The organism is Georgenia satyanarayanai (assembly GCF_009193135.1).
Lineage (GTDB): Bacteria > Actinomycetota > Actinomycetes > Actinomycetales > Actinomycetaceae > Oceanitalea > Oceanitalea satyanarayanai.
This window is the reverse complement of sequence record NZ_VUKC01000011.1, coordinates 31,230-48,423: the sequence shown is the minus strand read 5'-3', so window position 1 is coordinate 48,423 and position 17,194 is coordinate 31,230. Positions and strand designations below refer to the sequence as shown.

General features: G+C 74.2%; 15 protein-coding genes and 1 tRNA gene. 9 read left to right on the top strand and 7 right to left on the bottom strand.

Annotated elements, in window-relative coordinates:
- Positions 1 to 72: 72 nt before the first annotated feature.
- The 3 genes from GD632_RS12115 to GD632_RS12105 are packed head-to-tail and all read left to right on the top strand — an operon-like array spanning position 73 to position 2,490.
- Positions 73 to 1,047 (top strand): zinc-dependent alcohol dehydrogenase, encoded by a 975-nt coding sequence (locus tag GD632_RS12115; protein WP_152192528.1) that lies wholly within the window; start codon positions 73 to 75, stop codon positions 1,045 to 1,047.
- Positions 1,048 to 1,434, top strand: coding sequence for a 6-pyruvoyl trahydropterin synthase family protein (locus tag GD632_RS12110; protein WP_152192465.1), 387 nt, complete (start codon positions 1,048 to 1,050; stop codon positions 1,432 to 1,434).
- Positions 1,435 to 1,437: 3 nt separating this feature from the next.
- Complete coding sequence (locus GD632_RS12105) at positions 1,438 to 2,490, top strand: glycosyltransferase family 4 protein (RefSeq protein WP_152192464.1); 1,053 nt, start codon at positions 1,438 to 1,440, stop codon at positions 2,488 to 2,490.
- Here GD632_RS12105 and ribA read toward each other — a convergent pair.
- The 4 genes from ribA to orn form a co-directional block, all read right to left on the bottom strand.
- Complete coding sequence (ribA, locus tag GD632_RS12100) at positions 2,464 to 3,876, bottom strand: GTP cyclohydrolase II (RefSeq protein ID WP_152192463.1); 1,413 nt, start codon at positions 3,874 to 3,876, stop codon at positions 2,464 to 2,466. The two genes, GD632_RS12105 and ribA, sit on opposite strands and share 27 nt — an antisense overlap.
- 41 nt (positions 3,877 to 3,917) lie before the next feature.
- Positions 3,918 to 4,604 carry an HAD family hydrolase gene (locus tag GD632_RS12095; RefSeq protein ID WP_152192462.1) on the bottom strand — a complete coding sequence of 229 codons (687 nt, stop codon included), beginning with the start codon at positions 4,602 to 4,604 and terminating at the stop codon, positions 3,918 to 3,920.
- A 212-nt stretch (positions 4,605 to 4,816) separates the two neighbouring features.
- Positions 4,817 to 4,889 (bottom strand) — tRNA-His (locus GD632_RS12090).
- 74 nt (positions 4,890 to 4,963) lie between these two features.
- The gene (orn, locus tag GD632_RS12085; RefSeq protein WP_226924840.1) at positions 4,964 to 5,650 is read right to left on the bottom strand and encodes an oligoribonuclease; all 687 of its coding nucleotides are present in this window, start codon (positions 5,648 to 5,650) and stop codon (positions 4,964 to 4,966) included.
- 74 nt (positions 5,651 to 5,724) lie between these two features.
- On the opposite strand from orn, the gene GD632_RS12080 reads away from it, so the two are divergent.
- The 4 genes from GD632_RS12080 to GD632_RS12065 all read left to right on the top strand — a co-directional run bounded on the left by GD632_RS12080 (position 5,725) and on the right by GD632_RS12065 (position 10,323).
- On the top strand, positions 5,725 to 6,378 hold the full coding sequence (locus GD632_RS12080; protein ID WP_226924839.1) for a TetR/AcrR family transcriptional regulator: 654 nt from the start codon (positions 5,725 to 5,727) through the stop codon (positions 6,376 to 6,378).
- Between the two features lie 11 nt (positions 6,379 to 6,389).
- Entirely contained in the window at positions 6,390 to 7,316 is a 927-nt protein-coding gene (locus GD632_RS12075; RefSeq protein ID WP_152192460.1) for an ABC transporter ATP-binding protein, read from the top strand.
- Positions 7,313 to 8,965, top strand: a complete 1,653-nt coding sequence (locus GD632_RS12070) for an ABC transporter permease (RefSeq protein WP_226924838.1) — start codon at positions 7,313 to 7,315, stop codon at positions 8,963 to 8,965. Before GD632_RS12075 ends, GD632_RS12070 begins: the two co-directional genes overlap by 4 nt.
- Positions 8,966 to 9,057: 92 nt before the next feature.
- A complete protein-coding gene (locus GD632_RS12065) occupies positions 9,058 to 10,323 on the top strand; it encodes an APC family permease (RefSeq protein WP_152192459.1) in 1,266 nt (421 codons plus the stop codon).
- Here GD632_RS12065 and GD632_RS12060 read toward each other — a convergent pair.
- Positions 10,295 to 11,665: an MFS transporter gene (locus tag GD632_RS12060; protein WP_193311465.1), complete on the bottom strand. Its 1,371-nt coding sequence runs from the start codon at positions 11,663 to 11,665 to the stop codon at positions 10,295 to 10,297. The two genes, GD632_RS12065 and GD632_RS12060, sit on opposite strands and share 29 nt — an antisense overlap.
- Before the next feature lie 42 nt (positions 11,666 to 11,707).
- Here GD632_RS12060 and GD632_RS12055 point away from each other — a divergent pair, with 42 nt between their 5' ends.
- Entirely contained in the window at positions 11,708 to 13,177 is a 1,470-nt protein-coding gene (locus GD632_RS12055) for an MFS transporter (RefSeq protein ID WP_226924837.1), read from the top strand.
- On the opposite strand, the gene GD632_RS12050 is transcribed toward GD632_RS12055, so the two are convergent.
- Complete coding sequence (locus GD632_RS12050; protein WP_152192523.1) at positions 13,174 to 14,673, bottom strand: SulP family inorganic anion transporter; 1,500 nt, start codon at positions 14,671 to 14,673, stop codon at positions 13,174 to 13,176. The two genes, GD632_RS12055 and GD632_RS12050, sit on opposite strands and share 4 nt — an antisense overlap.
- A gap of 293 nt (positions 14,674 to 14,966) precedes the next feature.
- Between GD632_RS12050 and GD632_RS12045 the strand changes: the two genes are divergently transcribed.
- Positions 14,967 to 15,344 carry a helix-turn-helix domain-containing protein gene (locus tag GD632_RS12045; RefSeq protein ID WP_152192522.1) on the top strand — a complete coding sequence of 126 codons (378 nt, stop codon included), beginning with the start codon at positions 14,967 to 14,969 and terminating at the stop codon, positions 15,342 to 15,344.
- Between the two features lie 59 nt (positions 15,345 to 15,403).
- Here the strand turns inward: GD632_RS12045 and GD632_RS12040 are convergent, their stop codons facing one another.
- Positions 15,404 to 16,972: an SPFH domain-containing protein gene (locus GD632_RS12040; RefSeq protein WP_152192458.1), complete on the bottom strand. Its 1,569-nt coding sequence runs from the start codon at positions 16,970 to 16,972 to the stop codon at positions 15,404 to 15,406.
- Positions 16,973 to 17,194: the final 222 nt, after the last annotated feature.

Here is a 17,194-nt window from a genome sequence, read left to right as displayed (position 1 = left end):
GCGCTGCCGGACCGGTCGGCGCTGCGTGCCGTTTCGCGCGGACCGGCGCCCAGTGGGCAGGATGGGCACGTGATGGCAGAGGCGTACTGGACGGTCGGGCCCGGGCGGGGAGAGATCCGGCTGGCCCCCCTCGACCCGCCCACCCCCGGTGACGTCCTCGTCCGGACCCTGTCCTCGGCGATCAGCCGGGGCACCGAGACGCTCGTCCACCACCACGCCGTGCCCGAGTCCGTCCGCCCGCTCATGCGCGCCCCCTTCCAGGAGGGCGACCTGCCCGGCCCGGTCAAGTACGGCTACCTCTCCGTCGGCGTCGTCGAGGTCGGCCCCGACGAGCTCTTCGGCCGGCGGGTGTTCTGCCTCCACCCCCACCAGACCCGCTACGTCGTGCCCACCACCGCCGTCGTCCCCGTTCCCGACGACGTGCCGACCGAGCGTGCCCTGCTCGCGGGGGCCGTGGAGACGGCCGTCAACGCCCTGTGGGACGCCGCCCCACGCCTGGGGGACAGGGTCGCCGTCGTCGGGCTCGGGATGATCGGCGCGTCCGTCGCCGCCCTCCTCACCGGCTTCCCCCTGGGTCGGCTCCAGGTGGTCGACGTCGACCCGCGCCGGGAGGAGCTCGCCGGGCGCCTCGGCCTGCACCTCGTGGGGCCGGAGGACGCCGCCGGGGACTGCGACATCGTCCTGCACTGCTCGGCGACCGAGGCCGGTCTCGCCACCGCCCTGCGGCTGGCCGGTGAGGAGGCGGAGGTCGTCGAGCTGTCCTGGTACGGCACCGACGCGCCGAAGGCCCCGCTGGGGGAGGCGTTCCACGCGCGGCGGCTGACCCTGCGCGCCAGCCAGGTCGGCGCGGTCAGCGCCGCCCGCCGGGCCCGCCGCACCACCACCGACCGGCTGGGCGTGGCCCTGGACGCGCTGCGCGACCCGCGCTTCGACGCCCTCCTCACCGGTGCCAGCGACTTCGCCGACCTGCCCGAGACGATGGCCGACATCGCCTCCGGCCGCCTTCCTGCCCTGTGCCACGTCATCCACTACCCCGAGGAGAGCTGAGTGTTCAGCGTGACGGTCCGCGACCACATGATGGTCGCCCACAGCCTGCCCGACCCGTTCTTCGGCCCCGCCCAGGGGCTGCACGGCGTCACGTACGTCGTCGAGGCCACGTGGTTCCGCCCCGAGCTCGACGAGCACGGGGTGGTCATCGACATCGGCGCGGCGACCGAGCGGCTCGGCGAGGTGACCGGCGAGCTGCGCTACCGCAACCTCGACGACCTCGAGGTCTTCGCCGGGGTCGTCACGACCACCGAGGTGGTCGCCCGGCACGTCGCCCACCGCCTCGCCGAGGGCCTGGACATGACGCCGTACACCGCCCTCGAGGTCACGCTGCGCGAGCATCCCGACGCGTGGGCGACCTACCGTCTCGAGCTCGCCCGGAGCTAGCCGGTGACGGCGCTGCGGCTCGTCGTCCCGGCCCGCGGGGCCGGACCGAGCGGCGGGGACGTCTACGACGCGCGGCTGGCCCGTGCTTGGCAGGCCGAACACGGGCCGGTGGAGGTGCTCGCCCTGCCGGGACCCTGGCCGCGGCCCGGGCCCGGGGAGCGCGCCGGGCTGCGCCGGGCGCTGGGCACGACCGGAACGGTCGTCGTCGACGGCCTCGTGGGCAGCGCCTGTCCCGAGGAGGTGGCCACCGCCGTCGCCGCCGGTGCGCGGGTGGTCCTGCTCGTCCACCTGCCGCTGCCCGCGGAGACCGGCCTGCCGCCGGAGGAGGCGGACCGGCTCGCCGCCCTCGAGTCCCGTGCCGTCCGCGCCGCCTCGGACGTCGTCACGACGAGCCGCTGGGCGGCCGGTGACCTCACCCGCCGCTACGGGCGCGACCGCGTCCTCGTCGCGGAGCCCGGCGCCGAGCGTGGCCCCGTCGCTGCCGGCAGCAGCCCGCCGCACCTGCTCGTCCTCGGCGCGCTCACCCGCGTGAAGAACCACGCCGTCCTCGTCCCGGCGCTGGACGCTGTGCGCGACCTGCCGTGGCAGGTGACCTTCGCCGGACCGCGCACCGCCCAGCCCGCCGTCGCCGAGGAGCTCATCGGCGCGCTCGCCGCGGCGGGCCTGGGGAGCCGGGTGACGCTGCCCGGCGTCGTCACCGGAGTCGCGCTCGAGGCGCTGTGGGGGCGCACCGACCTGCTGCTCGTGCCCTCGCTCGTGGAGACCTACGGGCTCGTCGTCACCGAGGCACTGGCCCGCGGGGTGCCCGGGGTCGTGGCCACGGGCACCGGTGCCGTCGAGGCGCTCACCGGTCGGCCCGGCCCGCTCCCCGGCGACGCGCCCGGGACCGCGGCACCGCCCACCGACCACCGCGCGTGGGCGCAGGCGCTGCGCCGCTGGCTCACGGACACCGAGCAGCGTGCCGCGTGGCGCGCGGGCGCCCTCGCGCGCCGGGCGCAGCTGCGCACGTGGGCCGACACCGCGGCGGACCTACGGCGCGGGCTGGGGCTCGGCTGAGCGCGGTGCCCGCAGGTCCAGCTCGGTGCACACGTCCTCACCGAGGACGAAGCGGCGCGTGCGGGCGCGCACGGCGTCGGCGAGGAGGTCGGAGCCGGTGAAGCGGACCCCGGGGACGCCGTCGCCGATGAGCACCGGCGCCGTCGTGAGGAACAGGCGGTCGAGCACACCGGCGTCGAGGAAGGCGGAGACCGCGCGGCCGCCGCCCTCGACGAGCACCCGTCCCAGGCCGCGCTCGCGGAGCAGCTGGAGCACGCGGGCCGGGTCGGCCGGGCCGTCGTCGTCCAGGCGCACGACGTGGACGTGGCTGCGAAGGTCCCCGGGCACGACGGCACCGGGCCCGACGAGCCACAGGGTGGGCGCCGCACCGTCGGTGAGCACGTGCGAGCCGAGGGGGGTGCGCCCCCGCGGGTCGAGGACGACGCGCACGGGGTGGTGGCCGGGGACGGCGCGCACCGTGAGGCGGCAGTCGTCCGCGGTGACCGTCCCGACCCCGACGACGACGGCGTCGACGAGGGCCCGCAGCCGGTGCAGGTGCTCGCGGTCCTCCGCGCCGGTGACGAACTCCGCGTCACCGGTCCGCGAGGCGATGAAGCCGTCCAGGCTCTGGCCGAGCTGCGCGACGACGGCGTGGGAGCCCAGCGCGACGAGGGGGCCGTAACGGTCCACCAGCTCGTGGGCCGCGTCCTCCGGCCCGACCACCGGGACCGCCCCGCTCAGCAGCGCGTGCCAGGCGTCCTCCGCACGCGGCCGGTCGTGCCGCATGCGCTCGCGCTTGGTCGCGAGGTAGGCCTCGTTCTCCGGGTGGGCCGGGACGATGAGGCTGACACGCTCGACGACGTCGACGCCCAGCGCGGTGAGGGCCTCCTCCTTCGCCGGGTTGGACGACAGGAGCCGGATCCGGCGCACCCCGAGGTCGTGGAGGATGGCGGCGGACTGGTCGTAGCTGCGGGCGTCGGCGCTGTGCCCGAGGGCGAGGTTCGCGTCCACGGTGTCGGCACCGAGGTCCTGCAGGGCGTAGGCGCGCAGCTTCTCGAGCAGGCCGATGCCGCGGCCCTCGTGCCCGCGGACGTAGACGACGGCGCCCTCGCCCTCGGCGGCCACCGCGGCCAGGGCGGCGTCCAGCTGCTCCCCGCAGTCGCAGCGCCAGGAGCCGAAGGCGTCACCGGTGAGGCACTCGGAGTGGACCCGGACGAGGGGTGCGGCGAGTGGGTCGGGGTCGGTCAGGCCCATGACGAGGGCGACGTGCTCGGTGCCGGTGACGTCGCGGAAGCCCAGCATCCGGAAGGCACCGTGCCGGGTCGGCAGGACGGTCTCGACCTCGCGCCCGACGGCGGCGGGCGGCTGCGCGGCCAGGGGGTCGGCGCGCTCCTCGAGCTGGGACATCAGGCGGGTCCTTCCTTCACCGGTCGGGCGACATCGCCACTCTAGACGGGGCCGGGTCCGAGATCGACGAGACTCGGCGCCGCGGCGGCCGCTCCCGCGGCGAGCAGCTCGGCGCGCCGCTCCGGCTCGGGGGACAGACCGATGCAGGCCATCCCGGCCGCCGTCGCCGCGTGGACGTCGCTGGGCGAGTCGCCGACCATGACGGCGTCCGCGGGCGCCACCACCGCGGCCCCCGCCGCGGCCAGCAGGGCGTGCGGGGAGGGCTTGAGCCGGTCCGGCCGCTCGGGGTCGCGACCGTGCACGGGCAGCTCCGCGAGGGCCGCCCCGCCACGGGAGAGGACGGCGGTTGCCGCGGCCGGGGCGTTGTTCGTGACGACGGCGACCGCGGCGCCCCGGCCGAGGCACGCGGCGACGAAGGCCTCGGCGCCGGGGGCGAGCGGAGCGGTGGCCGCCGCCGCGACCTCACGCTCCGTGCACCACTGCTCGACGGTGCGCCCGGCCTGCGGGTTCAGCTCGGCGACGCGGCGCAGGAGCTGGACGTGGTCGGTCTGGGTGGCGAGCTCGTCGTCGGGCTCGAGCCCCAGCGAGAGGGCGAGCTCGAGGGCGCCGGCCGTGACGCGGACGTACTCCTCGCCGGGCAGGAGCCGGGTGAGAGGTCCGTCGAGGTCGAGCACGACGAGCTGTCGGGTGCTCAGGAGGGCGCGTGCCGCGCGGGGCTCGTTGTCCACCCCGCGATCCTACGGGCGAGGCATCCACGGGGTGGGGCTCGGGCGGGATCGGGGTCCCGTGGACCTCGCTGCTGATACCGGACCGCGCGGCCGACATCTCGACCGCGCGGATCCGCTGCTGCAGCGCGGACCGCGAGAGGCGGGGCGGCTCGGGCGATCGGAGGCGGGGAACGAGCGAGGCCCGGACCAGTCGGTCCGGGCCTCGCTGTCGGGGTGAGTGACGGGACTTGAACCCGCGACATCCGCGACCACAACGCGGCGCTCTACCAGCTGAGCTACACCCACCATGCGCGCCCCAGTGAGGCGCAGCAGTCACCCACTGTAGCCGGTGGACCCCCGCGGTGTGGAATCCGTGCGGCTCAGGAGCCGGTGACGCGTGTCTCACCGCCGGCCCTGGCGGCGGCCCTCGCGGCGAGGCGCTCGATCTCGGCCGCGGTCGGACTGGAGGTGACGGATTCGGCGACGGCCTTGACGGTGGGCGTGTCCGGCCCGTCGTCCCCGGGCCACAGCGCGGCGCGGTAGTACCGCAGCTCGTCGATGCTCTCGAGGATGTCGGCCAGCGCCCGGTGCCCGCCGTGCTTCTGCGGGGAGTGGAAGTAGGCACGCGGGTACCAGCGGCGGGCCAGCTCCTTGACCGAGGACACGTCGATGATCCGGTAGTGGAGGTGCTCGACGAGCGCGGGCATGTCCCGCTCGAGGAAGGTCCGGTCGGTCCCGACCGAGTTGCCCGCCAGCGGGGCCTTGCGCGGCTCGGGCACCCAGCGGCGGACGTAGGCGAGGACCTGCTCCTGCGCGTCGGCCATGGTGAGCCCGGCGTCGAGCTCCTCGAGGAGCCCGGAGGTCGTGTGCATCTCGCGCACGACGTCCCCCATCTGCTCCACGGCCCCGGGGGGCGGCGCGATGACGAGGTCGATCCCCGCGTCCACCGGCCGCAGCTCGGAGTCGGTGACGACGACGGCGACCTCGATGAGCGCGTCACGGCTGAGGTCCAGCCCGGTCATCTCGCAGTCGATCCAGACGATCGGGTCCTTGATGGTTGCAGGCACCGTCCCACTCTAGGTGGAGGGCTCCGGAAGCCAGCCCCTCGACCCGCGTTGAACAAGCGTTTATTATGTTGAACATGAGTTCAGCCACTGGCGACGAGCTCACCGCCCGCGCCCGGATCCTCCTGGCAGCCGTCCGCCGCTTCGCCGCGGACGGCATGGCGGCGCCCTTGCGCGCCGTGGCGGCCGACGCCGGCGTCAGCGCGGGACTGATCATCCACCACTTCGGCTCGCGCGACGGACTGCGGGAGGCCTGCGACGCCCACGTCCTGGCAGTGACCCGCGAGAACAAGGCCCCCGTGCTCGGTGGTGGCGGCGCGGGGGCGATGCTCACGCAGCTGGCGCAGGTCGAGGGGTATGCGCCGGTCGTCGGGTACGTGCTGCGGCGGCTGCAGGCGGGCGGCCCCCTGGCCACCCAGCTCGTCGACGGCTTCGTCCGGGACGCCGTCGAGTACCTCCGGCAGGGGGAGGCGGCCGGCGTCGTGCGGCCCAGCAGGTATCCCGAGGCCCGTGCGCGGGTCCTCACCGAGCAGGCGCTCGGCGCTCTGCTCCTCCAGCTGCCCGCCCAGCAGGAGCACCTCGACCTCGACGAGCTGCCCGGCTGGTTGCGCGCCTACTCCGAGCGCATCGTCGGCCCGCTCCTCGAGGTCTACACCGAGCCCCTGCTCACCGACCGGTCCCTGCTCGACTCGTACGTCGAGAGCCGCACCGGCCACACATCCGAACGCTGACAGGAGACACGATGTCGGACACCGCCATCCTCGCGCGGGACCTCGTCAAGACCTTCGGTCCCACCCGTGCCCTCGACGGCTTCTCACTTCACGTCCCGGCGGGTCAGGTCACCGGCTTCCTCGGGCCCAACGGGTCGGGCAAGTCGACGACCATCCGCGTCCTGCTCGGCATGCTCCGAGCCGACTCGGGCAGCGCGCAGGTCCTCGGCCGGGACCCGTGGAGCGACGCCGTCGCCGTCCACCGGCGCCTCGCCTACGTCCCGGGCGACACGAGCCTCTGGCCGGGCCTCACCGGTGGCGAGGCGATCGACGTCCTCACCCGCCACGAGACGGGTACCGCGCACCGCCGTCGGCGCGCCGAGCTGCTCGAGCGCTTCGAGCTCGACCCCACCAAGCGGACCCGGACCTACTCCAAGGGCAACCGCCAGAAGGTCGCCCTCGTCGCGGCACTGTCCCGCGACGCCGAGCTCTACCTGCTCGACGAGCCGACCTCCGGCCTGGACCCCCTCATGGAGGCCGTCTTCACCGAGGAGGTCCGCCGCCTGCGGGACCGGGGGCGCACCGTGCTGCTCTCCAGCCACATCCTCGCCGAGGTTGAGAAGCTCTGCGACACCGTGACGATCATCCGCGCGGGCCGCGACGTCGAGAGCGGCACCCTGGCCGAGCTCCGCCACCTCACCCGCTCCACCGTCACCGGCACGACGACGGCGGACGTCGCCCGCGTCAGGCAGGCACCGGGGGTCCACGACCTCGCCGTCGAGGACGGCCGTCTCCGCTTCGACGTCGACGACACCGCCGTCCCGCAGCTGCTCCCCGTGCTCGCGGAGCTCGGGGTGCACAACCTCACCATCACCCCGCCGTCGCTCGAGGACCTGTTCCTGCGCCACTACGGCGACGAGCCGGCGCCCGAGAGCGCGGGGCGGAGGGCCGCGCGATGACGACGACGAGCACCGCCCGGTCTGCCGCCGCCCGCACGGTGACCGACGGCGGTGAGCCCCTCACCGGCACGGGCCGGCTGCTGCGCCTCTTCCTGCGGGTCTCCCGCCGGCAGATCCTCGTGTGGACGCTCGCCTTCGCCGCCCTCGTCGCCGCCTCGGTGGCCACCCTCGAGGACACCTACCCCGACGCGCAGGCTCTGCAGGCGCGAGCCGCCCTCATGGACAGCCCGGCCGCCGTCATGATGACCGGGCCCGCCTTCGCGCTGGACAACTACACCTTCGGCGCCATGCTCGCCAACGAGCTCTCCCTGTGGGTGTTCCTCCCCGCCGCGATCATGAGCGTGCTCCTCGTCGTGCGTCACACCCGCGGCGAGGAGGAGTCCGGCCGCCTGGAGATGCTGCGCTCGCTCCCCGTGGGCCGTTTCGCCCCGGCGCTCGCCGCCGTGCTCACCGTCACCGTCGCCAACCTCGCCGTCGGGGCCGCCGTCACGGGCGCGCTCGTGGGGACCGGGATGGCCGCGACGGACTCACTGGCCCTCGGCGTGGCGACCGCCCTGACCGGCCTCGTCTTCGGCGCGGTCGCCGCGGTCGCGGCGCAGCTCACCGAGCACGCCCGCGCGGCCTCGGGCATGGCGCTGGGCGCGGTGGCCGTCGCGTTCCTCGTCCGCGGGCTCGGCGACGTCATCGAGGCCGAGGGCTCCTGGCTGTCATGGCTCTCGCCCTTCGCGTGGGCGCAGCAGACCCGCCTGTACGTCGACCTGCGCTGGTGGCCGCTGGCGGTGTCGGCGCTCGTGACCGTCCTGCTCCTCGGGCTGGCGGTCTCCCTCGCCCGGCAGCGGGACCTCGGTGCCGGGCTGCGGCCCGCCCGCCCCGGTCCGCCGGCGGCGTCCCGGTCGCTGCTCGCGCCCACCGGGCTCGTCCGGCGCCTCGTGTCCGGCACCTTCATCGGCTGGGCCGTCGCCCTGTTCCTCTTCGCCCTCGCGTTCGGGACGCTCGCGAACTCCCTCGAGGGCATGGTCGCCGACATCCCGGCGGTGGGGGAGTGGATCGATCTCGACCTCAGCGACCTCACCCGCTCCTTCGCCGCGGTGATGCTCGGCTTCCTCGCGGTCGGACCCGCCGCCCTCGTCGTCTCCGGCGTGCTGCAGCTGCGGGGGGAGGAGCGGGCGGGCCGGCTCGAGGGACTGCTCGTCTCGGGCAGCTCGCGCACCGCCGTGCTCGTCCGGTGGGTCGCCGTCGTGCTCGTCGCGACCATCCTCGTCCAGGTGCTCGTCGGCCTCGGCGTGGGAGCCGGCGTCGCGATGGTCACCGGCGAGGCCGGCTGGGTCGGTGAGCTCACGCTCGCCGCGCTCGTCCACCTGCCCGCGATCCTGCTCGTCGGGGGCCTCGCCGTGGCGCTGTACGGCGTGCGGCCCCAGCTGGCCTCGCTGGCGTGGGCGGTGGTGGTGTGGGCGGCGATCGTCGCCTTCCTCGGGGGGCTCCTCGGCCTGCCGGACTGGGCCAGCGACCTCTCACCGCTCGCCCACACCCCGGCGGTGCCCGACGCGGACCTCGCGGTCGCCCCGCTGGTCGTCATGGCCGGGCTGGGCGTCTTGCTCCTGCTCGTCGGCATGCTCGGGCTGCGCCGCCGCGACGTCGGGACCGCCTGACCCGGCCGGCGCCCGTTCACCGCCCGGACACCCGGCGGACGTACCGTGTGCCGCCAGGGCCGCACCCCGCGCCCCGGCTGGAGGACGACGGCATGAGCAGCGCCGGTGAGGCACACCTCGCCCGACGGTTGGGCACGGGTGATGCCGTCGTCATCGGGCTCTCCTCGATGGTCGGGGCCGGTGTCTTCGCGGCCTTCGCACCCGCGGCCGCCGCGGCCGGTGCCGGCCTCCTCCTCGGCCTCGCGATCGCCGCGCTCGTCGCGTCCTGCAACGCGACGGCGTCGGCCCAGCTCGCCGCGCAGTACCCCACCTCGGGTGGAACCTACGTCTACGGTCGGGAGCGGCTCGGCCCGTGGGCCGGCTTCCTCGCCGGGTGGTCCTTCGTCATCGGCAAGACCGCGAGCTGCGCGGCCATGGCGCTCACCTTCGCCACCTACGCCGCCCCGCCCGGGTGGGAGAGGCCGCTGGCGGCGTTCGCGGTGCTCGCCCTTGCCGCCGTCAACTACGCCGGCGTCACCCGCACTGCTGCGCTCGCCCGCGCGATCGTGGCCGTCGTCGTCGTGGTGCTGCTGCTCGCCGTGGGGATCGGGACCGCCGCGTCGGACGGCGGGGAGCAGCTCGTGCCGCCCGACCTGTCCTGGACCGGCGTCCTGCAGGCCGCCGGCCTGCTCTTCTTCGCCTTCGCCGGCTACGCGCGTGTCGCGACGCTCGGGGAGGAGGTCCGTGACCCGCAGCGGACGATCCCCCGCGCGGTCCTCACGGCGCTGGGCCTGGCGCTCGTGCTCTACGCGCTCGTCGCCGTCATGCTGCTGCTCGCCCTCGGTCCCGAGCGCCTGGCGGTGTCCACCGCCCCGGTGGCAGAGGCCGTCACCGGGACGTGGCTCGCGCCGCTGGTCCGGGTCGCGGCGGCGCTCGCGGCCCTCGGCGCACTCCTCGCCCTGCTCGCCGGCATCGGCCGCACGAGCCTCGCCATGGCGCGCCACGGCGACCTGCCCCGGTGGCTCGCCGCGGTGCACCCGCGCTTCCGGGTCCCGCACCGCGCGGAGGTGGTGCTCGCGATCGCCGTCGCCGTCCTCGTGCTCCTCGTCGACCTGCGGGAGGCGATCGGCTTCTCGTCCTTCGGGGTGCTGCTCTACTACACCGTGGCGAACGCGGCGGCCTTCACCCAGCCGCGGGAGTGGCGCCGGTTCCCGCGGGCGCTCCAGGTCCTCGGCGTGGTGGGCTGCCTCGCGCTCGTCGTGACCCTGCCGTCGACGGCGGTGGCGGGCGGCGCCGTCGTCCTCGCCGCCGGGGTGGGGTACCGCGCCGTCGCGCAGCGGGCGGGCCGGCTCAGGAGGACGGGCGCGGACGGCGGGTGACCCGCCGGTAGGCGCGGTCCCACCAGTGCTCGGTCTGCGGAACGACGACGTGGTCCCCGCGGGCCATCCGGTCGAGGATGTCGGCGCGCACGCCGAGGAGCGTGAGGACGAGTGAGAACGTGGACACGATGGCGATCACACCGATGGAGGCCACCGCCCAGCGGTAGTCGAGCAGGCTGGGGTCCGCGACGCCCGAGCGCAGGTCGAGCACCCGCCCGACGACGATGGCCGCGAGCATCGCCCCGACGAAGCCGCCCGCGTTGACCAGGCCGGTGGCCGTCGAGATCCGCACCGGGGCGTTGTAGTCGCGGGCGATGTGGAAGCCGATCTGCGAGCCGGGGCCACCGACCGCGAGCATGACGAAGGCAACCGTCACGACGGCGTGGGGCGGCTGGCCACCCGGCCACAGGACGAGCAGGGCGACGGCGGCGATCCCGAGGACCGCGACGGCGATCGCCATGGGAGAGCGCCAGGTCGGCCGCCGTCCGGCGAGGGGCCCGACGACGAAGCTCATCGCGAGCGTGCCGAGGACGAAGATCGACAGCTGGGAGGCGGCGGCGGCGTCGGAGTACCCGAGCCCCGCGGTGAGGTACGGGTAGCCCCACACGAGCGAGATGACGACGCCGGGCGCCATCGTGGCCTGGTGGGTCCAGAAGCCCAGCCGGGTCTCGCGCCGTGACCACGCCTCGCGGACCTCCGCGAGCGCCCGCCGGGGCACGGTCGGGACGTTCGTGGCGGGAACGGCACGGTAGGGCGCCGCCACCGCGGGCCGCAGCAGGAGGAGCGCGTAGACGAGCGAGGCGCCGGCGGTGATGGCGAAGGTGCGCGTCCAGCCCAGCCAGCCGAGTGCGGCGACCAGCGGGACGGTGGCGGCGAGGTTGCCGGCCATGCCGATGAGCCCGGTGAGCATCGTGAGGACGGCGTACCGGTGGTGGGGGAACCACATGGCAGCCAGTCGCAGGACGGCGATGAAGACGGCGGCGTCCCCGATGCCGAGCAGCCCCCGGGCGGCGAGCGCGAGGGGGTAGCTCGTGGCGAACGCGAAGCCCAGCTGCGCCGTCCCGAGCACGAGCGTGGCGACGAACAGCACCCGGCGCGGGCCGAACCGGTCGATCGCGACGCCGGCGGGCACCTGCATGGCGGCGTACAGGCCGAGCTGGACCATGACGAAGGAGCCGAGCTGGGTGGCCGTGATGCCGAGGCGGTCAACCGCGTCCGGGCCGGCGACGCCGAGCGAGGCGCGGTGGAGGAGGGCGAGGAAGTAGACCCCGCCCCCGGTCAGCCACACGGCCCACGCCGACCGTCGTGCGCGGTCACCGAAGCGGGAGAGAGGCGTGGTCACGATGGTCCATGATCCCACTCGACCGTGGCGGTCGTAGCATCGGTGAGCACAAACGAACGAGAGGCGGCCACCCTGAGCCCGGCGGACGACAGCACCACCCCGGACCCGCGGCGCTGGCGCATCCTCTCGGTGCTCCTCGTCGCGATCTTCATGTCCCTCGTGGGCGTGAGCATCATCAACGTCGTCCTGCCCTCGATCCAGCGGGGACTGGGGGCCTCGGACTCCGAGCTCCAGTGGGTGCTCACCGGCTACGCCCTCACCTTCGGCGTCGTCCTCGTCGCCGCCGGCCGGGCGGGGGACATCCTCGGGCGCGGGCCGCTGTTCATCGTGGGCGTCGCCCTCTTCACCCTCTCCTCCATCGCCGGTGGGCTGGCGCCGGACCCGCTCAGCCTCAACATCGCCCGCGTCGTGCAGGGGCTGGGCTCGGGCCTGCTCAACCCGCAGGCGGTCGGGATGATCCAGCAGTACTTCCGCGGGCCCGAGCGGGGCCGGGCCTATGGCGCGCTCGGCAGCGCCATCGGGGTGTCGGTCGCCATCGGCCCGGTCATCGGCGGGCTCATCGTCCAGCTCGCCGGTGAGGCGCAGGGCTGGCGGTGGACCTTTCTCGTCAACGTGCCCGTCGGCGTCGCCGCCATCGTCCTCGCGCTGCGCTGGCTGCCTCGCCCGCTGCGCAACCCGCGCCAGCCGGGCTCCCGCTCGGTCGTGCGCGACCTCGACCCGGTGGGCGCCGTCCTCCTCGGCCTCGCGGTCCTCGCGCTGCTCCTGCCCTTCGTCGAGCGCACCCTCGGACCGGGCGGCTGGCTCGTCCTCCCCCTGGGTCTGGCACTCCTCGCCCTGTGGGGGTGGTGGGAGCGGCGCTACCGGGACCGCGGCCACGCGCCGATGGTCGACCTCGCACTGTTCCGGGTCCGCAGCTTCACCACCGGTACTCTCATCGCCGGCCTGTACTTCATGGGTGTGACGAGCGTGTGGGTGCTCGTCGCGCTGTACGTCCAGGACGGCCTGGGCCGCAGCGCCCTCGAGGCGGGGCTCATCGGCATGCCCGCCGCCGTCCTGTCCGCGTTCACCGCGAACTGGTCCGGCAGGCGGGTGACCCGCCACGGCCGTCGGATCGTCGCCGGCGGGATCGTCAGCGCGATCGTCGGGCTGGGGCTGAGCATCGCCGTCGTCCAGCTCGTCGAGGCCGGCCAGGCGAGCGTGTGGTGGATGCTCCTCACGCTCGCCTTCATCGGCGGCGCCCAGGGTCTGGTCATCACCCCGAACCAGACGATCACGCTGGGGGAGGTGCCCCTCGAGTACGCGGGCAGCGCCGGTGGCGTGCTCCAGACCGGCCAGCGCATCGGGACCGCGATGGGGCTGGGGATCATCACCGCGGTCGCCTTTGCCGTCCTCGACACCGGCGGGTGGCCCCTCGCCGTCACCGCCGGGTTCGCGACGACGGCGGGACTGCTCCTCGTCACGCTCGTCATCGCGGTCGTCGACGTACGGCGGGGGGCGTCGCCGGCGTCCTAGGACTCCCCGGCGAGGTGCCCGGCAAGGCGCGCGTGACGCTCGGCGCTGGCGTTGTTGAGCCCGGTGATGGTGACGTTCTTGCCCTTGGCGGCGTACTTCGTCGTGATCGCGTCGAGCGTCGCGACGGTCGAGGCGTCCCAGATGTGGGAGCGGGAGAGGTCGATGACGACGTTCTTCGGGTCGCCGGTGTAGTCGAACTGGTAGACGAGGTCGTTGGACGAGGCCCACAGCAGCTCACCCACGACGGCGTACACGCGGGTGTCCTCGTCCGGGTGGGCCACCTCGACGACCTCGGTGAAGTGCGCGACGCGGTTGACGAACATGACGGCCGCGACGACGACGCCGGTGAGGACGCCGTAGGCGAGGTTGTGGGTCACGACCGTGACGAGGACGGTCGCGAGCATGACGGTCGTCTCGCTCTTGGGCATGCGGCGCAGCGTGGCGGGCTGCACGGAGTGCCAGTCGAAGGTGGCGACCGAGACCATGACCATGACCGCCACGAGGGCCGCCATGGGGATCTGGGCGATGACGTCCCCGAAGCCGACGACGAGGATGAGCAGGAAGAGGCCGGCGAGGAAGGTCGAGATCCGCGTGCGGGCACGGGAGGCCTTGACGTTGATCATCGTCTGGCCGATCATCGCGCAGCCACCCATGCCGCCGAAGAAGCCGGTGATGACGTTCGCGGCGCCCTGGCCCCAGGCCTCGCGGGTCTTGTCGGAGTGGGTGTCGGTGACGTCGTCGACGAGCTTGGCGGTCATGAGCGACTCCAGCAGGCCGACCAGGGCCATCGCCACGGCGAAGGGCCCGATGATCTGCAGCGTCTCGAGGGTGAGCGGGACGTCCGGGAGGAACAGCGAGGGCAGGGAGTCGGGCAGCTCACCCTGGTCACCGACGTTCGGGACGTTGACGGCGAAGGCCACCGTCACCGCGGTGAGCACGACGATCGCCACGAGCGGGGCGGGGACCACGGTGGTGAGCCGGGGCAGGAGGACCATGACGGCGATGCCCACCGCGACCATGACGTACACCGCCCACGGCACGTCGGTGAGGTAGGGCAGCTGGGCGGTGAAGATGAGGATGGCCAGCGCGTTGACGAAGCCGACCATGACGCTGCGCGGGATGAACCGCATGAGCCGCGCGACGCCGAGCACCCCGAAGAGCACCTGGATGACACCGGCGAGGATGACGGTGGCGATGAGGTAGTCCATCCCGTACTCGCGCATGACGGGTGCGATGACGAGCGCGACCGCGCCGGTCGCCGCCGAGATCATGGCCGGACGGCCACCGAGGAAGGCGATCGAGACGGCCATCGTGAAGGACGCGAAGAGGCCTACGCGGGGATCCACGCCGGCGATGATCGAGAACGAGATGGCCTCCGGGATGAGCGCCAGCGCCACGACCAAGCCGGCGAGGACCTCGGTGCGCAGCCGCCGAGGGTCACGCAGGGCACCGAGCACGGAGGTGACGTCCTGGGTGCGGACCATCCGGCGTGCCATCGGGCTGCGGTCGGCTCGGCGCAGGCCGGCGAAGGGTGAGGTCACGAGGTCTCCCGTGGTCGAAGGCGCGCACGCCCGGTGGTCAGGGTCGGGTGGCGCGCCGTCGGGCCAGGTCGGTGAGCGGCGGGTGCCAGGGCGCTAGTCAGTGCCCCCACATGCGATGCTCCGCGGGCAACCCTAACGTAACGTCAGAGTGTGGCCCACATGATCTCGCTCACCACGCGTCCGCCGGCTCGCGCGGCCTCGATAGGGTCGGGGCTCGAACGCAGGAGAGGACGTCCGCGATGGGTCGCATGCAGATCGGTGAGGTCGCCGAGCGGACCGGGCTGTCCCTGCGGACCATCCGCTACTACGGCGAGGTGGGTCTCGTCGCGCCTTCGGGCCGGACCGAGGGCGGCTTCCGCCTCTACACCGACGGCGACGTCGCCACGCTCGAGCTCATCAAGACGATGAAGCCCCTCGGCTACACCCTCGACGAGATGAGTGAGGTCCTCGAGGTCCTCGGTGAGCTCGACCGCGAGGCCGCGCCGGGCCGGCGGGCCGAGCTCGTCGAGCACCTGGCGACCATCCGTGCCTCGGCCGCGACCCGCCGCGACCGGCTGCGAAAGCAGCTGGCCGCCGCTGAGTCCTTCATCCGGCGGCTCGACGAGCGGGCCGGCGAGGGCCGCTAGCCCGGCCGGCGTGCCGTCGCCGCGCAGCGGCGGGTGCGCGACGACGGCACGGCGGGAGGTCAGCTCGTCGGGGCCTCGCTCGAGCCGTCGTCGTCCGACGTGCGGCGACCCACGCCCACGGGCTCGGGCTGCTGCCCACCGCTCGTGCGGCCGCGGACCAGCTCGAGCAGGTCGATCCCGGTCTGCGCCTTGAGCAGGGTGGCGAGCTCCTGGACACCGACGGACACCTGGTCGGTGAGCCGCGAGGCACCGTCCTTGTCGATGACGGTGATGTCGTCGATGCTGCCGAGAGCGTCGGCGTAGGGCTGGGCCATGCGGGGCAGGGCGTCGAGGACCATCTGGAGGCGGGCCGACTCGGGGAAGGCCTCGTAGGCGTCGGCCTCCGCCTTGATCGCGGCACCGCGGGCCTCACCCTTGGCGCGCTCCGCGGCCGCCTCGGCCTCACCCCGGGCCTGGACGCCGTCGGCCTCGGCGCGGGCGAGGGCGAGGGCACCCTCGGCGCGGCGCTGCTGCTCGACGAGGTCGGCCTCGGCGCGGGCACGGGCCGCGGAGGCCTCGGCGTCGGCCTGGGCCATGGTCCGCTGCGCCTCGGCCTCCGCCTTGCGGATCGCGGCGGTCTTGGAGGCCTCCGCCTCCTGCTCGGCGGCGTACTTGCGGGCGTCGGCCTCCTGCGCGGCCTCGTACTTGCGCGCCTCGGCGGGCTTGCGGACCTCGGTCTGCAGCTCCTGCTCGCGCAGCGCGGCGCGGCGTTGGGCGACCTGCTCCTGCTCGATGAGGACGGCCTGCTGGGCCTCGGCCTCGGCTCGTTCCTGCGCGGCCTCCGCCTCGGCCTGGGCCTGGGCGGTCTGCTGGGCGATCTGCGCGTTGCGCAGCGCCAGGGCCTTGTTCGACTCGGCGATCTGGACGGCGGACTCGTTGGACCGCTCGGTGCTCTCCTGGCGGGCCTGCGCCTCGGCGATCTCGGCGTCACGGGCGACGGCGGCGGCCCGGGGACGCCCGAGGTTGCGGATGTAGTCCCCGGAGTCCTCGACGGTCTGGATCTCGAAGTTCTCCAGGACCAGGCCGCGCTCGGCGAGCATCGGCACGGCGATGTCCTTGACCTCCTTCGAGAACTCCTGGCGCTCGTAGAGGATCGACTCGACGGTGAGCGTGCCGGCGATGGTGCGGAGCACACCGACGAGGACCTCGCTGGTCTGCTGCTCGATGACCTGTTCCTGGCTGCGGCCCGCGAAGCGCTGGGCGGCGGCGCGCACCATGCGCTCGGTGCCGCCGACCTTGACGACGGCGATCGAGCGCAGCGTGACACCGACACCGCTCTTGGTCGTCGCGTCCTCGGCGGCGACGGAGAAGCTCTGGGAGGCGAGCGACAGCCGCACGACCTGCTCGAAGACCGGCTTGACGAACGTGCCGCCCCCGATGACGACGCGCTGGCCGGACAGGTCGGTGGTCTCGTCGCCGGTCTCGGGGTTGATGACGGGCTTGCCGCTCTTGCGGCCGGTGATGATGAGCGCCTCGTCCGGGGTGGCGATCTTGAAGCGCACCTTGGCGTAGATGAAGCCGACGATGACGAGGACGATGAGGGCAACGACCGCCACGACGACGATCAGGGCGGTGCCGGCGAGTTCCATGGGGCTCCTCGGGGGTCAGAGAGCGGTGCGGCCGTGGTCGGCCGCCGCCTGCTGGCGAGGCCGTGGTCGCCCAGGCAGGCGGCTGCGCGCGCCGATCGGTGGCGGGCGACTGTCAGCCTACCCAGGCCGTCGCGACAGCTGTTGCTTTTCGTTGGTCCCATCGGCCGCAAGAACGCCCGGTCAGCCGACATGGACACGGTAGGAACGGGGGTCCCGAAGCCC